This is a genomic window from Sphingobacterium anhuiense, assembly GCF_042686355.1.
Taxonomy (GTDB): domain Bacteria; phylum Bacteroidota; class Bacteroidia; order Sphingobacteriales; family Sphingobacteriaceae; genus Sphingobacterium; species Sphingobacterium anhuiense.
Map to the genome: position 1 here is coordinate 40,160 of NZ_JBHUPE010000018.1, position 21,884 is coordinate 62,043.

At 34.9% G+C, this 21,884-nt stretch carries 18 protein-coding genes; 9 read left to right on the top strand and 9 right to left on the bottom strand.

What is annotated here, in order from left to right; genetic code table 11:
• Positions 1 to 25 precede the first annotated feature (25 nt).
• Positions 26 to 958 carry an NAD(P)-dependent oxidoreductase gene (locus ACFS6I_RS23190; RefSeq protein ID WP_380924117.1) on the top strand — a complete coding sequence of 311 codons (933 nt, stop codon included), beginning with the start codon at positions 26 to 28 and terminating at the stop codon, positions 956 to 958.
• A 16-nt stretch (positions 959 to 974) separates the two neighbouring features.
• Here ACFS6I_RS23190 and ACFS6I_RS23195 read toward each other — a convergent pair whose 3' ends face one another.
• Positions 975 to 1,826: a hypothetical protein gene (locus ACFS6I_RS23195; RefSeq protein WP_380924119.1), complete on the bottom strand. Its 852-nt coding sequence runs from the start codon at positions 1,824 to 1,826 to the stop codon at positions 975 to 977.
• 198 nt (positions 1,827 to 2,024) lie between these two features.
• Here ACFS6I_RS23195 and acs point away from each other — a divergent pair, with 198 nt between their 5' ends.
• On the top strand, positions 2,025 to 3,941 hold the full coding sequence (acs, locus tag ACFS6I_RS23200; RefSeq protein ID WP_380924121.1) for an acetate--CoA ligase: 1,917 nt from the start codon (positions 2,025 to 2,027) through the stop codon (positions 3,939 to 3,941).
• Between the two features lie 208 nt (positions 3,942 to 4,149).
• On the opposite strand, the gene ACFS6I_RS23205 is transcribed toward acs, so the two are convergent.
• From ACFS6I_RS23205 to ACFS6I_RS23235, 7 genes are all read right to left on the bottom strand, one after another.
• Positions 4,150 to 4,605, bottom strand: a complete 456-nt coding sequence (locus ACFS6I_RS23205) for a hypothetical protein (RefSeq protein WP_380924123.1) — start codon at positions 4,603 to 4,605, stop codon at positions 4,150 to 4,152.
• Between the two features lie 219 nt (positions 4,606 to 4,824).
• Entirely contained in the window at positions 4,825 to 6,087 is a 1,263-nt protein-coding gene (locus tag ACFS6I_RS23210; protein ID WP_380924125.1) for a DUF4302 domain-containing protein, read from the bottom strand.
• Positions 6,088 to 6,105: 18 nt separating this feature from the next.
• On the bottom strand, positions 6,106 to 7,545 hold the full coding sequence (locus tag ACFS6I_RS23215) for a substrate import-associated zinc metallohydrolase lipoprotein (protein ID WP_380924127.1): 1,440 nt from the start codon (positions 7,543 to 7,545) through the stop codon (positions 6,106 to 6,108).
• Between the two features lie 16 nt (positions 7,546 to 7,561).
• The gene (locus tag ACFS6I_RS23220) at positions 7,562 to 9,031 is read right to left on the bottom strand and encodes a RagB/SusD family nutrient uptake outer membrane protein (RefSeq protein ID WP_380924129.1); all 1,470 of its coding nucleotides are present in this window, start codon (positions 9,029 to 9,031) and stop codon (positions 7,562 to 7,564) included.
• A 16-nt stretch (positions 9,032 to 9,047) separates the two neighbouring features.
• On the bottom strand, positions 9,048 to 12,638 hold the full coding sequence (locus tag ACFS6I_RS23225; protein ID WP_380924131.1) for a SusC/RagA family TonB-linked outer membrane protein: 3,591 nt from the start codon (positions 12,636 to 12,638) through the stop codon (positions 9,048 to 9,050).
• A gap of 205 nt (positions 12,639 to 12,843) precedes the next feature.
• Positions 12,844 to 14,010 carry a FecR family protein gene (locus ACFS6I_RS23230; RefSeq protein WP_380924133.1) on the bottom strand — a complete coding sequence of 389 codons (1,167 nt, stop codon included), beginning with the start codon at positions 14,008 to 14,010 and terminating at the stop codon, positions 12,844 to 12,846.
• A 230-nt stretch (positions 14,011 to 14,240) separates the two neighbouring features.
• Positions 14,241 to 14,777 (bottom strand): RNA polymerase sigma factor, encoded by a 537-nt coding sequence (locus ACFS6I_RS23235; RefSeq protein WP_380924135.1) that lies wholly within the window; start codon positions 14,775 to 14,777, stop codon positions 14,241 to 14,243.
• A 214-nt stretch (positions 14,778 to 14,991) separates the two neighbouring features.
• On the opposite strand from ACFS6I_RS23235, the gene mbhE reads away from it, so the two are divergent.
• From mbhE to mnhG, 7 genes are read left to right on the top strand one after another with little or no spacing between them, the layout of a single operon-like run.
• Positions 14,992 to 17,301, top strand: coding sequence for a hydrogen gas-evolving membrane-bound hydrogenase subunit E (gene mbhE, locus ACFS6I_RS23240; RefSeq protein WP_380924137.1), 2,310 nt, complete (start codon positions 14,992 to 14,994; stop codon positions 17,299 to 17,301).
• A 1-nt stretch (position 17,302) separates the two neighbouring features.
• The gene (locus ACFS6I_RS23245; RefSeq protein WP_021190427.1) at positions 17,303 to 17,716 is read left to right on the top strand and encodes a Na+/H+ antiporter subunit B; all 414 of its coding nucleotides are present in this window, start codon (positions 17,303 to 17,305) and stop codon (positions 17,714 to 17,716) included.
• 7 nt (positions 17,717 to 17,723) lie between these two features.
• Positions 17,724 to 18,080 (top strand): Na+/H+ antiporter subunit C, encoded by a 357-nt coding sequence (locus ACFS6I_RS23250; protein WP_021190426.1) that lies wholly within the window; start codon positions 17,724 to 17,726, stop codon positions 18,078 to 18,080.
• Positions 18,077 to 19,579: a proton-conducting transporter transmembrane domain-containing protein gene (locus tag ACFS6I_RS23255; protein ID WP_132841127.1), complete on the top strand. Its 1,503-nt coding sequence runs from the start codon at positions 18,077 to 18,079 to the stop codon at positions 19,577 to 19,579. Before ACFS6I_RS23250 ends, ACFS6I_RS23255 begins: the two co-directional genes overlap by 4 nt.
• An 8-nt stretch (positions 19,580 to 19,587) precedes the next feature.
• Positions 19,588 to 20,064: a Na+/H+ antiporter subunit E gene (locus ACFS6I_RS23260; protein WP_021191306.1), complete on the top strand. Its 477-nt coding sequence runs from the start codon at positions 19,588 to 19,590 to the stop codon at positions 20,062 to 20,064.
• Positions 20,061 to 20,336, top strand: coding sequence for a cation:proton antiporter (locus ACFS6I_RS23265; protein ID WP_021191305.1), 276 nt, complete (start codon positions 20,061 to 20,063; stop codon positions 20,334 to 20,336). The genes ACFS6I_RS23260 and ACFS6I_RS23265 overlap by 4 nt, the downstream gene beginning before the upstream one ends.
• Complete coding sequence (mnhG, locus tag ACFS6I_RS23270) at positions 20,329 to 20,721, top strand: monovalent cation/H(+) antiporter subunit G (RefSeq protein WP_380924141.1); 393 nt, start codon at positions 20,329 to 20,331, stop codon at positions 20,719 to 20,721. Before ACFS6I_RS23265 ends, mnhG begins: the two co-directional genes overlap by 8 nt.
• On the opposite strand, the gene ACFS6I_RS23275 is transcribed toward mnhG, so the two are convergent.
• Positions 20,711 to 21,805: a lactonase family protein gene (locus ACFS6I_RS23275; RefSeq protein WP_380924143.1), complete on the bottom strand. Its 1,095-nt coding sequence runs from the start codon at positions 21,803 to 21,805 to the stop codon at positions 20,711 to 20,713. The genes mnhG and ACFS6I_RS23275 overlap by 11 nt on opposite strands.
• Positions 21,806 to 21,884 lie beyond the last annotated feature (79 nt).

Sequence of the window (21,884 nt, forward strand, 5' to 3'; positions counted from 1 at the left end):
TTAATGTTAAAAATAAATAATCATTATGAAAACAAAAGTATTAATCGTTGATGACGCGCATGCAGTGCTTACTCAAAAATTGGATCAAGCTGGAATTGCCTACGATTACAAACCTGAGTTCGATCGCGCAGATACTGAAAAATACATTTCTGATTATACGGGATTAATCATCAGATCTAAATTTCAAGTCGATCAGCACTTTATAGATTTAGCAAATAATCTCCAATTTATAGCACGTTGCGGAGCTGGTATGGATAATATTGATGAGGCTTATGCACAATCAAAAGGAATTGAACTCATAAGTGCAAATGAAGGAAACTGTGATGCCGTTGGTGAACATATGATCGGTATGTTGCTTTCTCTTATGAATCACCTTAACAGAGCCAATCAGGAAATTAAGACCGGTTTATGGCGTCGTGAGGCCAACCGTGGCTTTGAGTTACAAGGTCGAACTGTTGCCATTATTGGTTATGGTCACAATGGACAGGCTATGGCAAAGAAACTCTCTGGCTTTGGTGTAAAAGTTATTGCATATGACAAGTACAAAACTGGCTTTTCAGATCAATTCGCGAAGGAAGTCTCCATGGAAGAAGTTGTCAAACAGGCAGATATACTTAGTTTTCACATTCCGCTAACCAAAGAGACAAAAGGATTGATCAACGAAGAATATTTATATCATTTTCGTAAACCCATATTTTTCCTTTTAGGAGCGCGTGGTGGTATTGTTCAAATTCCTGCTGTATTAAAGGCAATGGATGAAGGAAAAATCATAGGAGCTGCTTTTGATGTTCTTCCTGTAGAGAATTTTCCTGGTCTTAAAGAGCAATCCTGGTTTTCAGATCTAACAAGTAGAGACAATGTAATTTTAAGTCCTCATGTTGCAGGATGGACATTTGAAAGTTACTATAAATTATCTGATGTAGTTGCGGATAAGATTATCTCTTTTTTAAACAAGTAATCATCTTAAAATAAAATCACACAAAATTTTTAATAAACACAACGATTAAAAATTGGAGCACGAGACTAACATCTAGTAAATAAGCATAATGATAGTGTTCATTTGTTCTGAAAACAATAAATCTTAAAATAAGGTAAATAATTGTGTTCGTAAAAAGAAGACCAACTTTTATAATCAATAAATAAGGAGCACATAAAATCAAGAGACTATGTATGCACAGTAAGATGTAACATAGGCTCTTTGCTCTCCCCTCTCCTAGCATATTGGGCAATGTTCGGAGATGATAATAAGAATCCTGCTTGATATCACGAATGTCAAAGGGCAACGTACAGATAATCAAGAAAACGAACTTCAAACCAGCGAGGTAATACAATAAATGCAAGTTTACAAGAATAGCATTACAGTAAAGCTCTATATAGGGAAGAAAAACACTGCTCAACACCCAGACCAATGCAATATGAAAGATTTTCATTGCCGGAATTTGTCTTAATCCCCCCCATCGATCTTTTAAAGGAATAATAGGAAGACTATACAATACGCTGACCAATCCAATAACACCTAAGAAAAAGATAGAGTAAACGTGGATATGAAAAAGACACCATATGCAAATACCTGTTGCTATAAATGTGTTGATCCATAAAATACGTTCATATTTAAAAACCCACCTGGTACGGGCATAAATTGATTTTTCCGGATATTGTGGTTTAGATAAAATCAAGCTAAAATTGTAAAGCGCAAGTGTAGCCGCTCCCTCAATTAATGCGATATAACCATTAATCTCCTGATCAAGTATAATGTACGTCAACACACACTGCGAAGCTGCCGCCAATGCAATTAATATATTGCTAAAAATTAAAAAATAGTACATTTTTTTTAATACATCCATATAGATCAATCTATTATATCATGAGCAATATAACAATAGTGTTATAAAAAAGTTAAATTTCAAATTATAAATTTTATAAATTGGCAATTGTCTCAAAAAAAACTAAATTAGCTGATTCCAAATGAACTTGTTTAATCAACCAAATAAGTTTTAAGGGATTGAATTTAATAAAACCAAAATATGAGTCTACAAATCAAATCATTTGAAGAATATCAAGACGTTTATAAAAAAAGTGTAGAAAGTCCGGAAACTTTCTGGGGAGAGATAGCGGAAAACTTTTTTTGGAAAAGAAAATGGACAAATGTTCTGAATTGGAATTTTACAGAGCCTAATGTAAAATGGTTCGAAGGTGGAAAATTAAATATTACAGAAAATTGCCTAGACCGCCATATCTATAATTTAGGAGATAAACCTGCAATTATTTGGGAACCAAATGACCCAAATGAATCACACCGCATTTTATCTTACAAACAACTTTTACAGAAAGTTGAGCAATTTGCCAACGTTCTAAAAAATAACAATATCCGTAAAGGAGACCGTGTATGTATATATTTACCAATGGTTCCCGAATTGGTTATTGCGACTTTAGCCTGTGCACGTATCGGTGCAATTCACAACGTAGTCTTCGGAGGTTTTTCCGCTCAATCTATCGCTGACCGTATCAATGACGCGGCATGTAAAGTAGTAGTGACTTCTGATGGTAGTTACCGTGGTCCAAAAGTATTAGAATTAAAGAGCATTGTTGATGATGCATTAATGCAATGTGATTCTGTTGAAAAAGTCATTGTATTAACAAGAACACGTACACCAGTCTCCATGATTAAAGGTCGTGATGTATGGTGGGAAGATGAAATAAAGAAAGTAGAAACACAAGGAAATCCTGCTTGTCCCGCAGAAGAAATGGATTCGGAAGATACACTATTTATCCTGTATACTTCTGGTTCTACAGGCAAACCAAAAGGTGTTGTCCATACCACAGGTGGCTACATGGTCTATACAGGTTATACTTTTGCAAACGTATTTCAATATCAGCAAGGTGAAGTATATTTCTGTACTGCAGATATTGGCTGGATTACAGGTCACTCCTACATTGTTTACGGACCTCTTTCACAAGGAGCTACTTCATTAATGTTTGAAGGTACACCAACCTATCCTGACGCTGGCCGTTTATGGGATATCGTTGATAAATATAAAGTCAATATTTTATATACAGCACCAACAGCTATCCGTTCACTGATGGCCTTTGGAGATTCGTACATTGATGGAAAGGATTTGAGCAGTATCCGCAAACTGGGATCTGTTGGTGAGCCTATCAATGAGGAAGCTTGGCACTGGTATAACAACAAAGTTGGTAAAGGAAAAGCTCCAATTGTTGACACTTGGTGGCAAACTGAAAATGGAGGTATCTTAATCGCTCCGATGGCTGGTATTTCACCAACTATACCTGGATATGCGATGTTACCATTACCAGGGGTTCAGCCTGCGCTTATGGACGAAAATGGAAAAGAAATTGAAGGAAATGATGTTTCCGGAAATTTATGTATCAAATTCCCATGGCCAGGTATGTTACGTACCACTTGGGGAGATCATGAGCGTTGCCGTCAGACCTATTTCGCAACTTACGAAAATATGTATTTCACAGGTGATGGCTGTTATAGAAACCCTGAGGGTTATTACAAAATTACAGGTCGTGTGGATGATGTATTAAACGTATCTGGACACCGCATCGGAACTGCTGAAGTAGAAAATGCAATCAATATGCACTCTGATGTTGTAGAATCAGCTATTGTTGGTTACCCCCACCCAGTAAAAGGACAAGGTATCTATGCTTACGTTATCGCCAATCATCATATTGATGAAGAAAGTACACGTAAAGATATTATGCAGACTATTACAAGATTAATTGGTGCTATCGCGAAACCAGATATCATCCAATTTGTATCTGATCTTCCTAAGACACGTTCTGGAAAAATCATGCGTCGCATTCTTAGAAAAATTGCTGAAGGTGAAAGATCCAATTTGGGAGATACTTCCACTCTTCAAGATCCAGCTGTAGTTGAAGCAATCATTGAAGGTGCAGAAAAAATGAGTAAGTAATTATATTATATTTCTAACTAAAGAAGCCTGCGCATGCGCAGGCTTCTTTAGTTAGATCTTTTCACCTATATTCTCTCAAGAAAAAAATAAAGCGCTCCAAAGAAAAATAATATAGAAATGAGAGCTTGAAAAAATCAATTATAATAGACCTTCGAATCGAAATCCTCACCTTGATCATAAAAGATATCTGCGCATACAAAAGTGAGAACTATTCAAAATAAATATCCAAATTAGTTAACGCTGTTTTTAGTTTAGTTATATTCTGTATTGAAAAGGTGACTTTCTTCTTATTCTCAAAACAGAAAGTAACAATATTATCTGAACTAAAAATGTAAGACCAACCATAATTCTTACTAAATCTTATTCCCCAGCCACCAAAATTACCTAAAGCAGATATGTTAGCAAATTTGCAACTGTCAGTATTTTTTAAATCATACTTTCTCTTAAAAAAATAAAAAAAAGAATTTGTTAGAATACCATCATCGTTCAAAATTAATTTAGATCTGCAACCAAATAATAAAAAACCTATGATTATCGCTGGAAAATGATAGTGCACTGGCATCAGACCCATTTTTAAATAATATAGTGTTAATACCACATATTGAATACTATATATAATCAGAATAAATTTAGGAAGTTTCTGTTTTTCTTCAAAAATGATCATAATCAATAATTAAAGTAATCATGGATGCCACAAATTGAAATTAATTTATAATTTCATTATAACATCAAGATTCAACATTTAATATTCTATTCTAAAATAGATTCAGCGATATACAAAATACTAATTGCAAATTGGAAAAAGGTTATCAATTATATATTTTTATCTTAATCAATTTAAAAGGTAGTCCAAAAAGAACTACCTTTTAAACAAGATCTTGTTTTACAACGGTTCAAAGCTAAGCCATTTTCTAGCATCAGTGGCTGAAATCAAATCATATTTATTTATTCCAGTCTCTATTACATAAAGACCTTTAGGATCTGTAAAATCAAGTCCTGTTTGAAGAATAATATTGCGGTATGCAGGGGGTAAAGTTCCCAAAGCACCATAATATTCATATTTGATCAGTCCAGTTGTTTTATCAATATTAGAAGAAATGGCAACTCCAAATCTCAATTGAAAACTCGCGGCATAACCAATTAAATCAAAGCCATCACCATAACCGAACCATGCTACTCGTTGATTGAGTCCAGTTCCCGCTGTAATACTAGCATCATTGAGGTAATCACTTATCCCATCTTTAACCCAGGGGGTAAAACTTAATTGTCTACCATCTCTCCAAAATCTCTCAACAGCAGATTTGTCATAACTCATAGGTTCTATGGCTTCTTTGATCTGAACAGGGTCATCGTTAATCACCGCATTTATCATACCTGTGTTTGTCACAAAATTTATATCTTTCAATTCGGAAACAGTTGCACTACCAATAACTAGCGGCTCATATAATGCTATATTTTTACCAGAAACATAATAATTTGATTTCACAGTTTTCAATACCTCTCCCTCTAAATAAGAAAATGCTAAAATCTGAGCTAGACCATCCAACTTTATTTCACATTCAATACCTCCAATAGTAGATCTCTTAAAATAAGTTTTAAGCTTTGACAAAGTGTTGCCAACCTCTTGCAACGAAGTAAATACAGCATCACTTTCTTCAGCAGATTTTGATTTTATCAATATCAGTTTACTTTTATTGAAAGTACCTTCTAATTTTATGGTATCAGCACTTGCTGATAAAAAGGCAAATTCAAAATCAGAAAAATAACCATTTGCAGTCTCACCTCCAAAAACACTTGATGTTGGATCCGCAATTAAATGTAGTGTTGAATAGGAATCAAACATTAGGGTTGGTCTTTGCAAAGCTTTTAGACGATATGAACTTTCTACCTCAGTAGGTTTATAGTCCGCTGCCATTACTGTTCTGTTTTTATCATTAAATTTGAACAAAAAAGTTGCTGGAGTTTCATTATCAGTCAACAAATAGCCCTTCCATCCAAATTCAGCATCAATTAACTGATCTTGATACGAAGCTAAAACCTCTGATAACCTTTCATCGACATCTCCTATAATAGGTTCTGTACTTTCTTTTTTACATGAGCTGAATGCCATTGCAAAAAAGAAAAAATATAATAAATGTTTTTTCATCTTGTTATTTTTAAATTATTACAATGTTCCAAATAAATAAGAATTAGGATTAGTTGTTTTCACAAGACCTCCAAATATACTTTTAGATTGCGGAATAATATCTTCCACCCAACGCACATGAAAAGTTTGATTATTGAAATAGGCTAATAAAGAAGGAATTGACGCTTCAATTGCTCTTGCATTACCATTTGTTGGTTGTGGATTTGTATAAGTTAATGAAAGTACTCCATTATTATTTGTAGTGGTAAAAGTAAAATCAGCATTATAACCGGCACCTAATGCAATTGTAGGATCCATAAAGTTAACACGGAGTGTCATTCTGTTTGCCGTAGTAAAAAGCAATGAAATATTATCGATATATAATCCCATTCCATTTTGCAAACCAGTATTTGCATTATCATATGCAGTTAAGAAGCTGGATGATAATCCTGTTAATTTCTGAGGATTAATGTCAATTCTACTATACGTTTTTCCTGGACCTAATAAACTATTGAAGTCGGCAACAGGAGAGCTTAAATCAATTGCTTCTTGGGTCTTTATCTGTAAATCTGTTAAATTAATGCCCCAGCTATCTTTCATATAGGCCACTACTATAGCTTTCTTCTTTAATAATTTAGCTCTGGCATCACTATTTTCTTCATAAATACCTTTTCCGTTACGCTTGATATACAAACCATCATAAATAAAAAGATTATTGATGATGTTATTAAAATTAGCTTCTCCGCCTTCTAGAAGAGTTGCCAACATTTCTACAAAATCATCATCTTTATTAGATCTAGAATATGGAGTTATGTAACCTTTCCCCCAAAAATCTGCTTCATATAAAATTTTATCTTCTACCGGATTTGCTGAATAAGCACCTCTGAAAATATTGAACCAAGTAGCCGTATAGTCAGCTGGGGTTATTCGTTGATAATCGGCCGTTACAGCAATATTTTGATTCAAAATATGACCAAACTCATGATGCATAGTATGCAAAATCTGCTTAACAGCGGCCTTATTTTTGGTATCAAATGTATTCAAATCTAATAAAACAATCTTACGCCCTGCTTCTGCCGTACCCAAAGTAATCGTACCGTTGCTATTATAAGAAGGGCTACCTGCCAGATAAAACTGTTTCTGACTATATGTTTTTATAAAATCTTCTCCTTTTATAGCAATATATGGATCTATCCAAGTTTTCTTTATAATATCCATTACGGGTATAACAAGTTCTTCTTTTACCGGCACAACGTTCTTATAGATTTCTCCTAATTCAGAACGATCCCATTTATATTTAACCTCTATATTATACGGATTGGTGTAATTGGTACTTATCCACTCATCAATAGGTCCTTTTTCCCATGTATCACCTCCAAGCCCAACGATATCAGATGTTAATTTTTCATCTTTACTGCATCCCGTTAGAAAAATAACAATGCAAGCAAATAATGATATTTTAAATAATGTCTTTTTCATAATTTTATTATTAGAATTAACGAGGATTTGCTTCTAGTCCTGCAGCAATTGCATCTTGAGGAATCTGGATTTGTCTACGCGGATCATCGGCTCCTAAAACAATCTTATCTTTTCCATTTATATTTACATGCTCAACAACGATTTTATTTCTAAGAATATCCAGCCATCTTAATCCTTCGTGCATATATTCCATGCGCTTAAAATTTAAAACTGTACCAACTAAAGCTTCTTTAATAGATAATGTAGGAAAAAATGCCAGTGCTTTAGCTTCTGTAAATTTATCTACAGCCACAGAATAGCCTACAATTCTTTTCGACAAATACAAATCCAGATCTGCTATTGACTGTGTACTATTTCCTAGCAGTGCATTAGCCTCAGCTCTATTAAATAGAACCTCTTCACTTGTCAATAAAGGGACCATATTATAACCATCACCTGAGGTAGCATTGATCGTTTGTTTTACAAAATGCTCTTTAAATTTCGGAATATTATAAACCGTTTCCGTACCTCCAAAAACTTTAGTACTCATGGCCAAAGCTTTGCGTGACGGATTATTCGAAGCATTAAACACAGTTGCCCTAACATCAGAACTTAACCCATAATTATAGCCAGCGAAGCTCCTGCCCCAATATGATGCTGCTTCTTGCAATAATAAATTCGCTGGTTCAGTCGAATTCGTATATAATGCTTGTAACTCATAATACCCAAGTCCGGTATATGTTGTATTCCAATCTCTCAAATTATTAACAGCAGTAGACCCTGGAAAAACCAAATTTGCGTGATCGACTACTTTTTGATAATCTTGCTTGAATAAATAAAAACGTGTAGCAAAAGCATGAGCAGCTTGTGTAGTAAAATGATATTTCGGAATTCTATATTTGTTATTTTGAATCAATGGTATTCCCTCAACTAAATCCTTCTCAATCTGCTCATAAACAGAAGCCACAGTACCTCTATTGTAGTCACCTTCTACGGTTCTTTGTGGTAATATTACATAAGGAATACCTAGAGATGACGAAGCTGTTGCCGGATCATAGGGTTTCGCAAAGAAAGTAACCAGCATAAAGTGTGCATACGCACGCGCAACTAAAGCCTCGCCTTTGCTCGAAGAATATTCCGCAGTATTACCAGCTTTTTCTATAGCTTCCAAAGCATAATTTGCAGCAGCTATAGCTTTGTAGCATGCATTCCAATAAAATGAAGGAGTGTCTTCAGATTCCGCATCGATCTGATCAATATAATTCCATGGTGATGAATTCGGCAAAAGACGCTCTTTTATTCCCTTATCTCCTGCATTATCACTCATAGCTTCTGCAAAAGCAATATAATTTCCATGAGGATACGCATTTGCTAACAGCTCCGCTACTTTGACTGGGCTTGTTAGCTCTGTCCGATCATCTGGTTGGTGTTCTAAAAATTTATTACAACCTACAGACAGAAATAAACTTGGCGCTATTATATATATAAATATTTTATATTTTTTCATTTTCTTTCAATTTAAACTAGAATCCAACTTTTAAAGAAACCGTATATTGTTTAGGAATAGGTAAAGCCACCCCTCCCGAAGCAAAAAATTCTGGATCTTGGCCTTTTAATTTCTTATCGGAATAGATCAACCAAAAATTATTCGCGACTAAACTTAAAGAAACATTATTCGCTCCAAAAGATTTCAATGTTGAAGCCGGTAATGCGTAAGAAAGTGCTAACTGCTTCAATCTAATAAAACCACCATCGGCAACACGAACATTTGAATAATTGTAGGTATTATAAGGGTATGTTCCTGCAATGTTGTTTGCAGCTTCGACATCCAAAATTGATGGAACATTGGTGATAAGCTCATCACCCGGTAAAGTCCATCGATCTTTAAATTCATTTGGCATAGCATCCAAATCTGAATATTGAGTTGCAAAAGCAGGATTTAATCTAATCTTATTTCCAGCAGAGAATGTCAACAAAGCATTAAAAGTAAAGCCTTTATAACTCAAAGTATTATAAAAACCTCCTGTCAATTTTGGATCTGTCGGACCTTCATACTTCAAATAACTTGCATTCAAACTTTGCATATAAACATCCATACTCTTCTCTCCCTTTTCATTTATAAATTCAGGTATTCCTGTCGTTGGGTTTAAACCGGTAAAGTCCACTGAGTATAATCCTCGGTATGGAAAACCTTCTTGAGGTCCACCATCAGCTGTTACTAAATTGAAGATAGTTTGTGGACTGGAAAGCTTTGTTACTTTATTTTTATTATATCCAAAGTTGAAATTACTTCTCCAACTGAATTCATCATTTTTAATGATGGGACCACTCAACGTAACCTCAATACCTTTAGAGTTCATGTCCGCATAATTGGCAGTGGTCAAAAATTGTCCACCGATACCTGAAGTTCTTAAAGGACTTATTAAATCAAAACCATTTCGATTATATAAATCAACCGTTAAATTTAACTTACTTTTAAAGAAACTAAGATCGAAACCAATATTCGTTTCATACTGTTTTTCCCATGTTAGGTCTTTATTTTCAATATACTCGATATTCATTACAGATTCTGTCTCGTATATGTAAGGGCGTAAGGCACTTCCGTTTCTTAGCACTAACGCAGAATTTGTTGCATTTCCCAAACTTGCAGTCAAACCATAAGTTGCTCGCACAGTTAATCTGTTCACAATATCTTGATGTTTCATGAAATCTTCTTCATCCACATTCCAAGCTCCTGATATATTCCAAGTTGGTAACCATCTAGCTGTTGCCGAACTGCCCAATTGATTGGAACCATCATAACGACCCGTGGCATTGAAAGAATATTTACCATCGAATGAATATGCAACTCTGGTCATAAAGGCAGAAAACCGGTCATACTTATTATTCATTGAAAAATAAGGAAGGTTGCTTAATACAGATTGCTTAACAATATTCGGATCTATAAAAGGAACACCACCCTTGTCAAATTGGTAGCCATATCCGATCATACTTCGTGCCTGCCGATTTGCTATTCGTGTCTCCTGAAATGCATAAACATTAAATAAATGCTTTTCATTGAAAGTATTATCATATTCAACTGAATTTCGAACCATATAAGATTTTAAGAAATCATCTGTTGTATTGTAGAATCCTCCATATGGAAGCACAACTACAGGCTGTAACTCTGGATGTTCTGGGTCACGGAATAAGAATCGATTATTTTCTTGAATATATGAATCACCATTTGCTCTATAAGCATTGGCCATATTCGAGTTTTCTCTTACTTTATGTTCATTCCCACTTTTAACATATCGCATCGAAGCCAATAAATCATATTTAAAGTGCTTAGAGAATTTATAACCACCTCCTCCTTGCAATTTAAAATCCAACATACTAAGATCGAGTGTATTATTATCTAACTCATTAAGAATATTAAAGTCAGCAAAATTTCTTGTAAAATTTTCTCGATTACCATTTTCGTCAAAGGCGGTTAAAGTACGGCTTGTATTAAGCGCATAACTAAAGGGATTAATATCGAAATCTCTAGAATAAGTTCCTTCTACAGGATTACTAACACGTCCAATTGTGCCCGGAGTTTGTTGATTACGAATAGATCCCGTGGTAATAAAGTTCAGAGAAAGTTTATCTGTCAAATTAAATATAGCATTGACATTAGATGTATAACGTTCTACTTTATTTCCCTTTGCCCATCCGTTATCGTTTAAATAACTTGTTGAAAAATACAATTGTGATTTTTCTGATCCTGAAGACACACTAATACCATGTTCTTGAATAAGTGAATTTTTAAAAAGAACATCAAACCAATCTGTATTTGTTGTAGCGTAACGCGATAAAAACTTATTTCGAGCTTCAGGAGTATTAGCTAGTCCAAATTGTCCACTGCTTGCATCATAGGTATTAATAAGTTGATACATTTTAGTAAAAACTCCGCCGTCTGTGGCTCTAGATGCACTAGAATGATTCAGCCATCCTTTACGCGCCAACTCTGAATACACCGACATTTGATCCGAGGAATTCATAATATTGAAATTGTCGTAGCTCGGCTTTAAATAAGTTGAAAAATTTCCTGTATATGAAACTAACGGTTTACCGATCCTTCCTTTTTTTGTCGTAATTACAACTACACCATTCATGGCACGTGCTCCATACTGAGCAGTTGCTGCGGCATCTTTTAGAATATTGAAACTCTCAATATCATCGGCATTAATTCCCGCAACAGACGATCCAATTAAAGTACTTACATCACCAGATGATAATTGCTCATTAGATATGTTAACAACATCCTCCAAGATTACACCGTCAACAACCCATAAAGGTTTATTATCTCCAGTTATAGAGGTCGCCCCCCTCACCCGTATCTTTGGTGCTGCTCCAAAAGTTCCTGAAACATTTTGCACTGAAACACCTGCAACTCGCCCCTCAAGCATACGACTTACATCTGTTATACCATCTTGCTTAACATCTGCTCCTTTTAATGCTGTAGCTGCGCCAGTGAAGAGCTTACGATTAATATTTTGATAACCTGTGGATACAACATCGACAATGTCCAATTGATTATCTAAGGATTCTAAAGTAATACTAATCGTAGATCTTGATGATATCGATACTTCCTCAACTTTATATCCGACATAGCGAATTATTAAAACAGCATTCTCTGGAGCATTAATTCTAAAATTACCTCTTTCATCTGTTTGAGTGGCGACGGAGCTTCCCTTCACCGTTATACTAGCCCCACTTAATAATTTACCATCCTTATCTCTTACTGTACCTGTAACAGCATTCTGAGATGACACTTCAGATGACTTATCACTATTTTTTACAATATTATTGATCGTAATCGTATTGGCAATTACTTTATACGAGTAATTGTTTTCATTTAAAACTTGTTCAAGTGCGTCTTCTAGACTCACATTTTTCAAGTTTAAATTAATAAGTTTTGCCCCTTTTGTGACATCATTGCTGTAAAGGAAGCGATGCTTTGTTTGTTTGCCTATAGCAGACAACGCATCCTCAATCTTAACATTTTTAAGGTTAAGATTGACCTTTTGTGCGATACCATTAGCCTGAACACCGGTAACAAAAGCAAACATTAAAAAGGTACTAATTTTCATAATACGTATAGGTTTGCAAAATAACGAGTCTTGAGAATCCCAAGGTCGTTTTTTGCCAAATGGTAAGTTATTCATACATTTACATTTGGTTAAAGAGTTAATTTTATCTGGTTAGCTTCTTAATTAAGAATAGGTACAGGGATGCTGCAACATCTCTGTACTCTTTTATTGACTTATTGATTCTAGTATCAGTTCTCCATATTCATTATTTATTGTTTACGATTAATTTATTCCCGTCTATTTTAAACTTAATATCACTTACATATTCTATCATCTCCAATACTTGAGAGAGTTTTACATCACGGCTTATAGAGCCTGTGATCATTTTATTCTTGTTAACGGTCTTATTAAATTGTACTTCTACATTATACCAATTGGATAATTGGTTGAGGATAGACTGAAGATTATCCTTCTTGAAATAAAATTCGTTATTATACCAGGCTAAGTCCCGATCAAGATCAGCAAAACCTTTTTTCAGATAACCATCCAAAGATTCGCAAAATTCTCCAGGCTTTAATATCATCGTTCTACTTGCACTTGCAACCTCTACTCTTCCTTCTTTCAAGGTTGTTCTCACGACACTTCCATATGCATCGACATTAAAATGAGTTCCTAAAACTTTTACATCAGTTCCTTCAGTATGCACTATAAAAGGACGATTGGCATCTTTTGAAATTTCAAAATAAGCTTCTCCTTCTAAGTCAACACGACGCTCTCCACTAGAAAACAATTCTGGAAATTTCAATTTTGACATTGCATTTAGCCAAACTTTACTACCATCTGAAAGTTCAATTTTATAGTATCCTCCCTTGGGTACAATGAGGGTATTATACTTCAAGGCCACTTCCGAAGTCATTCCTTTTACATATTCCAACTGATCATTTTTAAGTTTGATATTTGTTCCAATGGAATCACTATGAACGGTTGTTAAATCTAGTGTATTTCCATCGTCTAGAATTAAAACAGCTTCATTGGATGCAGGATTTACATCATTCTTATGAATGTTTGATTGAATCGCTATAATCTTGGTATCAGGCTGTATTGAACTCTCTTTAAAATAAAAAATATAAAAACATAAAATAAAACATGACGCAATTAATGGGATCCAAATTTTAAGATTAAAATTACTTTTTACCTTTACGTCGCTCTCCCGTTTATTTTCTAAATTATTCCACGCTTGATTAACATCAATTGATCTTAAAAACTCTAAATCAGCTTTAACTTTATGGGATTGCTTAAAACTATCGTACAATTTTTTGTTTTCATCCGTTAAGTTTATCCAATTTTCAAGCACAGTTTTTTCTTCATTAGACAGTTCCCCGACTAAAGATTTTTTGATGATTTCAGCAATAATAAAAGGTTTACTCTTCATAATATATAATAAAGAAACTTTGCCCGCCCTAATGGGTGACAACAATTTGAAAAAGAAATAAATTTCTTGAAATAATAAAATAAAACAGGATTATAATACCATTAACATAAATATATAACGGCGATTCATAAGAGATACGATATCACCAAAATAACTTACTTTTTACTAATAAAATACCGTTAAGAGAAAAATCAATTTGAGGAGGATTTATATAAAAGGCGGAGAACCATTTATCGGAACATGCTGTAAAAAATCAACGCTAAGGGTAAAAACTCAGGATTCATTTTCTTCATAATTGTTTTTAACCCACGTTGTTTCTGCGTTTTTACCGTGTTGATACTTATATTTAATTCTTTAGATATCTCCTGATTACTTAATCCTTCGAAATAACCCATCTTAAATACGACCTGACAACCAACCGGCATGCTTTCCACTATTTTATACACTTCTGCAATAACTTCCGAATGAATAATACTTAATTCTAAAGAATCGTGACTGCACTCGTTAAATGGAGAATTTAACCAATACTTCTCAACAACCCTTTCTTTCCGCTTGCTATTTAAAAATGCATACCGCACAGAAGTATAAAGATAATTCTTTATAGCACCCTGATGTGTAGAAATATGATCTTCATGGTTATAATAAGAAATGAATGCATCCTGTGCCAGATCTTCAGCTTCTGTAGCGTCCCCACATAGCTTCCATGCAAAATGGCATAGGCTTCTATAATGTTCTTCAAATAATTGTTTATGGACGTTACTGTTCATTTAAAAACACAAAATCTAGTGAAGTAAGAAAGTAATATTTAAGTTGTCGGCAAACGGATTAGCATGTTACTGTAAAACGAAGTTAATGTTAAATTTTGTTAAATACTATAGTCTTTTTAAATTATTTTTTTGTCAAAGTTTAGATTTCAAGACTAAAAAATCGTCAATTTTTCTTATATTGTAGCCTTTCACAAATATTAAAAACAAAGACTAAATGCTATTTACCGTTCTAATAGGACTAATAACATCGAGCCTTATTGTTCCATTTGGCAAATTCGTAAAAACTAAATGGGGAATTATTCTCGCATTCATACCGCTACTTTTATTTCTTTATTATCTCCAATATTTACCATTAATAAATTGGGATAAATCATATGTGCAGCATATTGATTGGATACCCTCGCTAGGTATAAATTTTGATTTTAGACTAGATGGATTATCACTCCTATTTTCTTTATTAATCACCGGAATCGGAACCTGCATATTTTTTTACGCTAAATCATATTTAAAAGATGATCCTTATGTGGATCGCTTTTTTGGATACTTATGTATGTTCATGTCAGCTATGCTCGGCCTTGTACTGTCTGACAATATTTTTCTATTATTTACCTTCTGGGAACTGACCAGCATCAGCTCGTTCTTCTTGATTGGTTTTAATAATGAAAAAATAGAATCAAGAAAAAGTGCCCTGACAGCATTAAGCGTAACTGGACTAGGAGGCTTCTTTTTATTGGCAGGTCTTGTTTTAATCGGCAATATTGCCAATACCTATTCCATCTCCGAGCTCGTAAGTAAGGCTCAACTTATTCAGCAGCATCAGCTATTTCCTTATATCTTAGGTTTGATCATCTTAGGTGCTATGACCAAATCTGCACAATTTCCATTTCATTTTTGGTTACCTGGCGCTATGAAAGCGCCTACACCAGTATCTGCCTACCTGCACTCAGCAACTATGGTAAAAGCGGGCATCTACCTACTTGCACGTTTTTATCCCATTTTAGGTAATAATCCAGCGTGGACGTATAGTCTCATGATTATTGGTGGAATCACAATGCTATATGGAGCTTTTCATTCTCTTTTTAGAACTGATATGAAGGGCGTACTCGCTTATTCGACCATATCAGCATTAGGTATTTTAGTTTTTTTATTAGGTCTTGGTACTCAAGATGCCATCATCGCTGCCTCCGTTTTTATTGTTGTGCATGCACTATATAAAGCAACATTATTTTTAATTACAGGTATTATTGATCACGCCACCCACACTAGGGACCTCTCTGTACTGCAAGGCTTGAGAAAGGTTTTATTACCTGTGGCAATTGCTGGTTTTTTAGCCGCTATATCCAGTGCCGGAGTACCTTTAACATTTGGATTTATTGGGAAAGATTTAATATATGAAGCAACATTACATAGTGAAAAACATTTAGCTATTTACCTTACTGCTGCGGCACTGATAACAAATATTCTATTGGTATCTGCGGGTTTCATGGCTGGTATCAAACCATTTTTTGGGAAACTTCCTGAAAATTTTGAGAAAATAAAACTTCCTGCAAAATCGCTTTGGATACCTCCGTTTATACTTGCACTCTTAGGAGTCGTTTTTGGTTGTTTCCCAACTTTTATTGGCGATCTGATCGCACAACCAACCGTAAATAGTATCATGTCCGTTAAAAGTGATTTTCAACTTAAAATATGGCATGGATTTAATACTATTTTGCTATTAAGTGCCATAACTATCGTACTGGGCACAGTTATCTATTTTATCAATAAGCCAAGTGAACATAAATTAAAATGGATTGAAAAATTAAATTTCATCGCACCCATTACCATTTTTGAAAAATGTTATCAGACCATTTACAATTTCTCGACAAGTTATTCGCATTATTTCCATAACGGATATCTTCGCTCTTACCTATTGAAGATCATCATATTTGCAGAGGTTCTTTTAGCTTATCAACTTTACCTTGGTGGTCCACTACATATCAACTGGGAACTACTATCAGCAGTAAGCGTATACGAAGTGGTTACGATTCTGATCGTATTTGGAGCTGTCGCTCTCACCTTGAGCACTTCTTCAAGACTAACTGCTGTAGTTTCAACTAGTGTCATTGGATACGGTATATGTTTACTTTTCGTATTCTACAGTGCTCCGGATTTGGCTATGACACAATTTACAATAGACACGCTAACAGTAGTTCTATTTGTCCTTGTTCTCTTTAAATTACCGCCATTTCTAAATCTTGCCAACAAAAGAGTACTGATAAGGGATGCGGTAGTTGCCATCATATTTGGGATAATCTTAGCTATGGTCGCCATTCGCGTGCTACATGTTCCTACGAATATTGCCATCAGTGACTTCTATGGTAAAAATGCATATCTATTAGCGAAAGGTAGAAATGTCGTAAATGTACTACTTGTTGACTTCAGGGGCTTTGATACCATGTTTGAAGTTGTTGTATTATCGATCGCTGCATTAGGTGTGTACAGCTTATTAAAATTACGTTTAAAATCATCGGAGAAAGAATAATATGAAAAGTACTATTTTACAAACAGCGTCAAAATATTTGTTGCCTATACTTCTTTTATTTTCGTTCTTCCTTTTATTAAGAGGACATTATTACCCTGGAGGTGGTTTTGTCGGAGGTTTGGTTGCATCCATCGCTTTTGTCTTACACAGTTTCGCTCATGGTACTGAAGAAACGATGAAGATATTGCGTTATAAACCCCTATCCTTACTTCCTATCGGATTAGGCATATCTGCATTCAGTATGTTTATGCCAGCACTCTTTGGACTACCTGTAATGACTGGATTATGGCTGGAACATCCGATCCCAGTTATTGGTATGATTGGCACAGCACTACTCTTCGACCTTGGTATTTACCTCGTAGTCATCGGAGTTGTTTTAACCATTTTATTCACCATTTCACTCAGTTCAGATTAACATTGCAATGGAAATACTACTTATTTTACTCATAGGCGTATTATATGCGACAGGCATATATCTTATTTTAAGAAGAAGTATGGTTAAACTACTTCTAGGAATTATGCTACTTGGAAACGGCACCAATATTCTGATATTTCTCTTGGGTAATATCACCAAAGGAAAACCGCCGATCATCAGAGATGGATTGAAAGTCTTTCAAGATATATATGCAGATCCAATACCTCAAGCATTAATTTTAACCGCCATTGTCATTAGCTTCGGCTTAACTTCCTTTGCTATTGTACTCTTAAAACGTGTATATGCACTAATTAACACGGACGATCTAGACAACTTAAACACACCCGAAGACGAAGATATATGATTGATAATCAAATTATAGCAACAGTACTTGTACATTTATTTACTGCAATCATACAGTTAGGTTTTTGGAGAAAAACAGGTCCACAACGTATCCTCAGCATTGGCGGCAGTTTCATCAGTTTAATTTTTGCCATCAAATTATTTGCTAAAGTATTTAATGGAGACATACTCATTATGCATGCGGCCAATTGGGAGGCTCCTTTCGGAATTGTATTTGTAGCAGATTTATTAAGCTCCACCTTAGTTCTGCTCACAGCGATAGCGACTTTAGCAGTATCTATTTTCTCTGCAACAGGTATCGGCCGGCAACGCATACTCTACGGTTACTTCCCTATCTTCCACTTTTTAGTGATGGGATTAAATGGTGCATTTTTAACCGGAGATATTTTCAATCTTTACGTATTTTTTGAAGTTATTATTATTTCATCCTTTGTATTAATGACCCTAGGAGGTCGGAAAGCACAGTTAGAGGGCGCTGTAAAATATATGGCGATGAATATACTCGCTTCTACTTTCTTCTTAACCGGAATCGGTATTCTTTATGGTATATCGGGGTCTTTAAATATGGCCGATCTAGCACTTATCGTTCCCAAGATTGAAAACCGTGCAATAGTTGATATTACTGCCACTTTCTTTTTAATTGGATTTGGCATCAAGTCTGCGATTTTTCCGCTTTATTTCTGGTTGCCATCATCCTATCACACACCTCCTTCTGCTGTAGCAGCTATCTTTGGTGGGCTACTCACTAAGGTAGGTATATATGCCTTATTCCGGGTCTTTACCTTAATTTTTATTCCGAATGAATTTATTCGGAATCTGTTGGTCGTATTGGCAATTTTGACCATTTTAACAGGAGCATTCGGTGTATTGATCAAGACCAATATAAGACGGCTATTTTCTTACCTCATCGTATGCCATATCGGATTTATGATAGGGGGATTAGGTATTTATAGCAAGTTGGCAATTCTCGGTGCCGTATTTTATTTAATTCATGATATCATGGTTAAAACGAACATCTTCTTAATCGCCGGATTGATCCGTCAAATGAGAGGATCTATGGATATGAAAAAATTGGGTGGATTGTATGCCGAATATCCAAAAATTTCATTGCTAATTGCCATAGTACTGTTTTCACTGGCTGGTATACCACCATTATCCGGGTTTTGGCCAAAAATATATTTATTGCAGGGTGCTTTTCAAACAGAACATTATTTTTATGCAGGAGCACTTATACTAGGTAGCTTCATGACTTTATTTGTACTCGCAAAATTTTGGTCGGAAGTATTTTGGAAAAAACCACAAGACCCCGATGCAATTGAGGACAAATTTAAAGACCTGATAGGTATTCGAAAGGTCGCATTGATTTTACCTATCTGTATACTTGCGGCTAGCTCCTTATATATCGGACTCAATGCAGAAAGTATCATTCAGGTAGCGGACCGCATATCATCAGAAATGTTAAACACCAAACCTTATATTCAAGCAGTATTAGGCAAATAAAGTAAAATATGATCAAACAGTTTTTAATGAACCTGCTGCTTTCTTTTATTTGGGTAGCATTAACAGGTTCAATGTATTATACGAATTTTCTTTTTGGCTTCTTACTTGGTTTCTTCATTCTATGGGTCATGAACCGAAATGAAGTTGATCAGCGTTATTTTTATCGTGTCCCGAAAACGATTAGCTTTCTCTTTTTCTTCTTGTATCAAATGATTATAGCTAATCTACAGGTTGCGTACGACGTGATCACACCTAAGTATTTTTTTAAACCTGGAATTGTGAAATACAAGATGGATGCTAAGTCTGATTTTGAGATCAACTTACTGTCTACCTTTATTTCACTAACACCGGGAACATTAATCCTGGATATCAGCGAAGACAAAAAGATTTTATATATCCATGTCATGTACCTACATGATAAACAAAAATTCATGACAGAGTTGAAAAACAATGTTGAACGCAAACTTTTAGAAATTTTGAGATGAGCTTAACTGAATATTTAGATTATGTGATTCTGCCCATATTAATTTTGTCTACAGTAATTACATTTATACGTCTTTTCAAAGGACCCGATGTGGCCGATAGGGTTATTGCTCTAGATCTAATCATTACCACAGGTATTGGGATTATTACGGTTTATAGTATCACCACATCTCAAGAAATTTTTCTTGACGTGGCCATGATACTTGCCCTGATTGCCTTTTTAGGAACAATTGCTTTTGCCTATTATTTAGAAAAACAAGACTATAATGACTGATATTATTATTGCAGTGCTGAGTACCATCGGCGCCTTAGCGATTCTTTTCGCTTCCATTGGCATCCTTAGAATGCCTGACTTTTATTTACGCCTTTCTGTTACGGTTAAAGCTGCAACTCTAGGTGTTGGTTTGCTTTTGCTTTGTGCCGCAATTGTCTTTCCTGACGTTTCTGTAACAACTAAAACAATTGCGATCGCGTTCTTTTTAGTACTAACAGCTCCAGTTGCTGCACATATGATTGGAAGGGTTGCCTATATAACGGGCATTAAATTGTGGAAAGGGACAATTACAGATGAGTTGGAAGGTATGTATGATGAAGAGACACATGAATTAAAAAGTAATTCTGACGACTCTTCATCAACAGATGATACCACTAAAAAATAATACAAACTGGAGCAGGAACACGAAGTGGTTTTCCAGTCTCTTTTAGAAGTCCTGTTTTTTCATCCCTGCTAAAAGTTATAATTTCGTTACTCGTTTGATTGGCTACTAATAGGAATTTACCGTCAGGGCTAAAATTAAAATTGCGCGGTCCTTTTCCAGATGTACTCTGATTTGCTACTTTGGTCAATTTTCCGTCTTTAGCAATAGCGAAAATTCCAATGGTATTAGCATCACCTCTGTTTGATGCATACAGAAATTTTCCGTCCGGAGATACTTTGATATCAGCAGCACCATTTTTCCCTGTAAACCCATCAGGATTAATATTAACAGATTGATCAAATAACCAATCTTGTCCATCCCGTTTGTATACAGCAATGTCTGCTGTCATTTCGAGTATGACATACATATGCTTTTCTTTCTTATCAAAGGCAATATGTCGAGGACCACCGCCTGCTGAAGAGAATACTTCTGCAGGATCTGTACCTAATTTAACATCCTTTGATTTTGGATCAATTAATTTATAGATCGAAATTTGATCTAGACCTAAATCTTGTACAAAAAGTTCATTTCCTTTTTTTGAGAAAAACGCAGAATGTACATGAGGACCTTCTTGTCTAGCTTTGTCAACGCCTTTACCTTCATGTTGAACAAAATCTTTTAGATTACCGATAACACCATTGGGTTCTAATCCGTAAAGTACAAAAGAGCCACCACTATAATTAGAAGCTGTGATCAGGTTTTTATAGGGACTCACCGAAACATGACAGGGCGCATCTCCTTTTGTAGGAACTGTATTTAAGATTGTAAATTTACCTTTGTTATAAGAATATGCAGTTAAACTTCCTTTATTATTTCCCTGCTCACTAACAGCATATAAAATATTATCCTTTCGAGCTAGAAAAGAGGGATCCACTAATGGAGTGGTCGATACTAGCGCTATTTCACCCGTTTTTACATTAAAATCAAATGCATAGATTCCTTTACTTTCGGTGTTAGAGGTATAAGTACCTACAAACATGGAAATGTTTTGCGACCAACCAAAAAAAGGAAAACAGGTCAAAATAAAAAGTATAATTTTTTTCATGATTTCAAAATTAAAATTTTGTGGGAAAATGTAGTGTTAAATTTGGTTAAAACTACTTTTACTACCTTGTAAATACTTA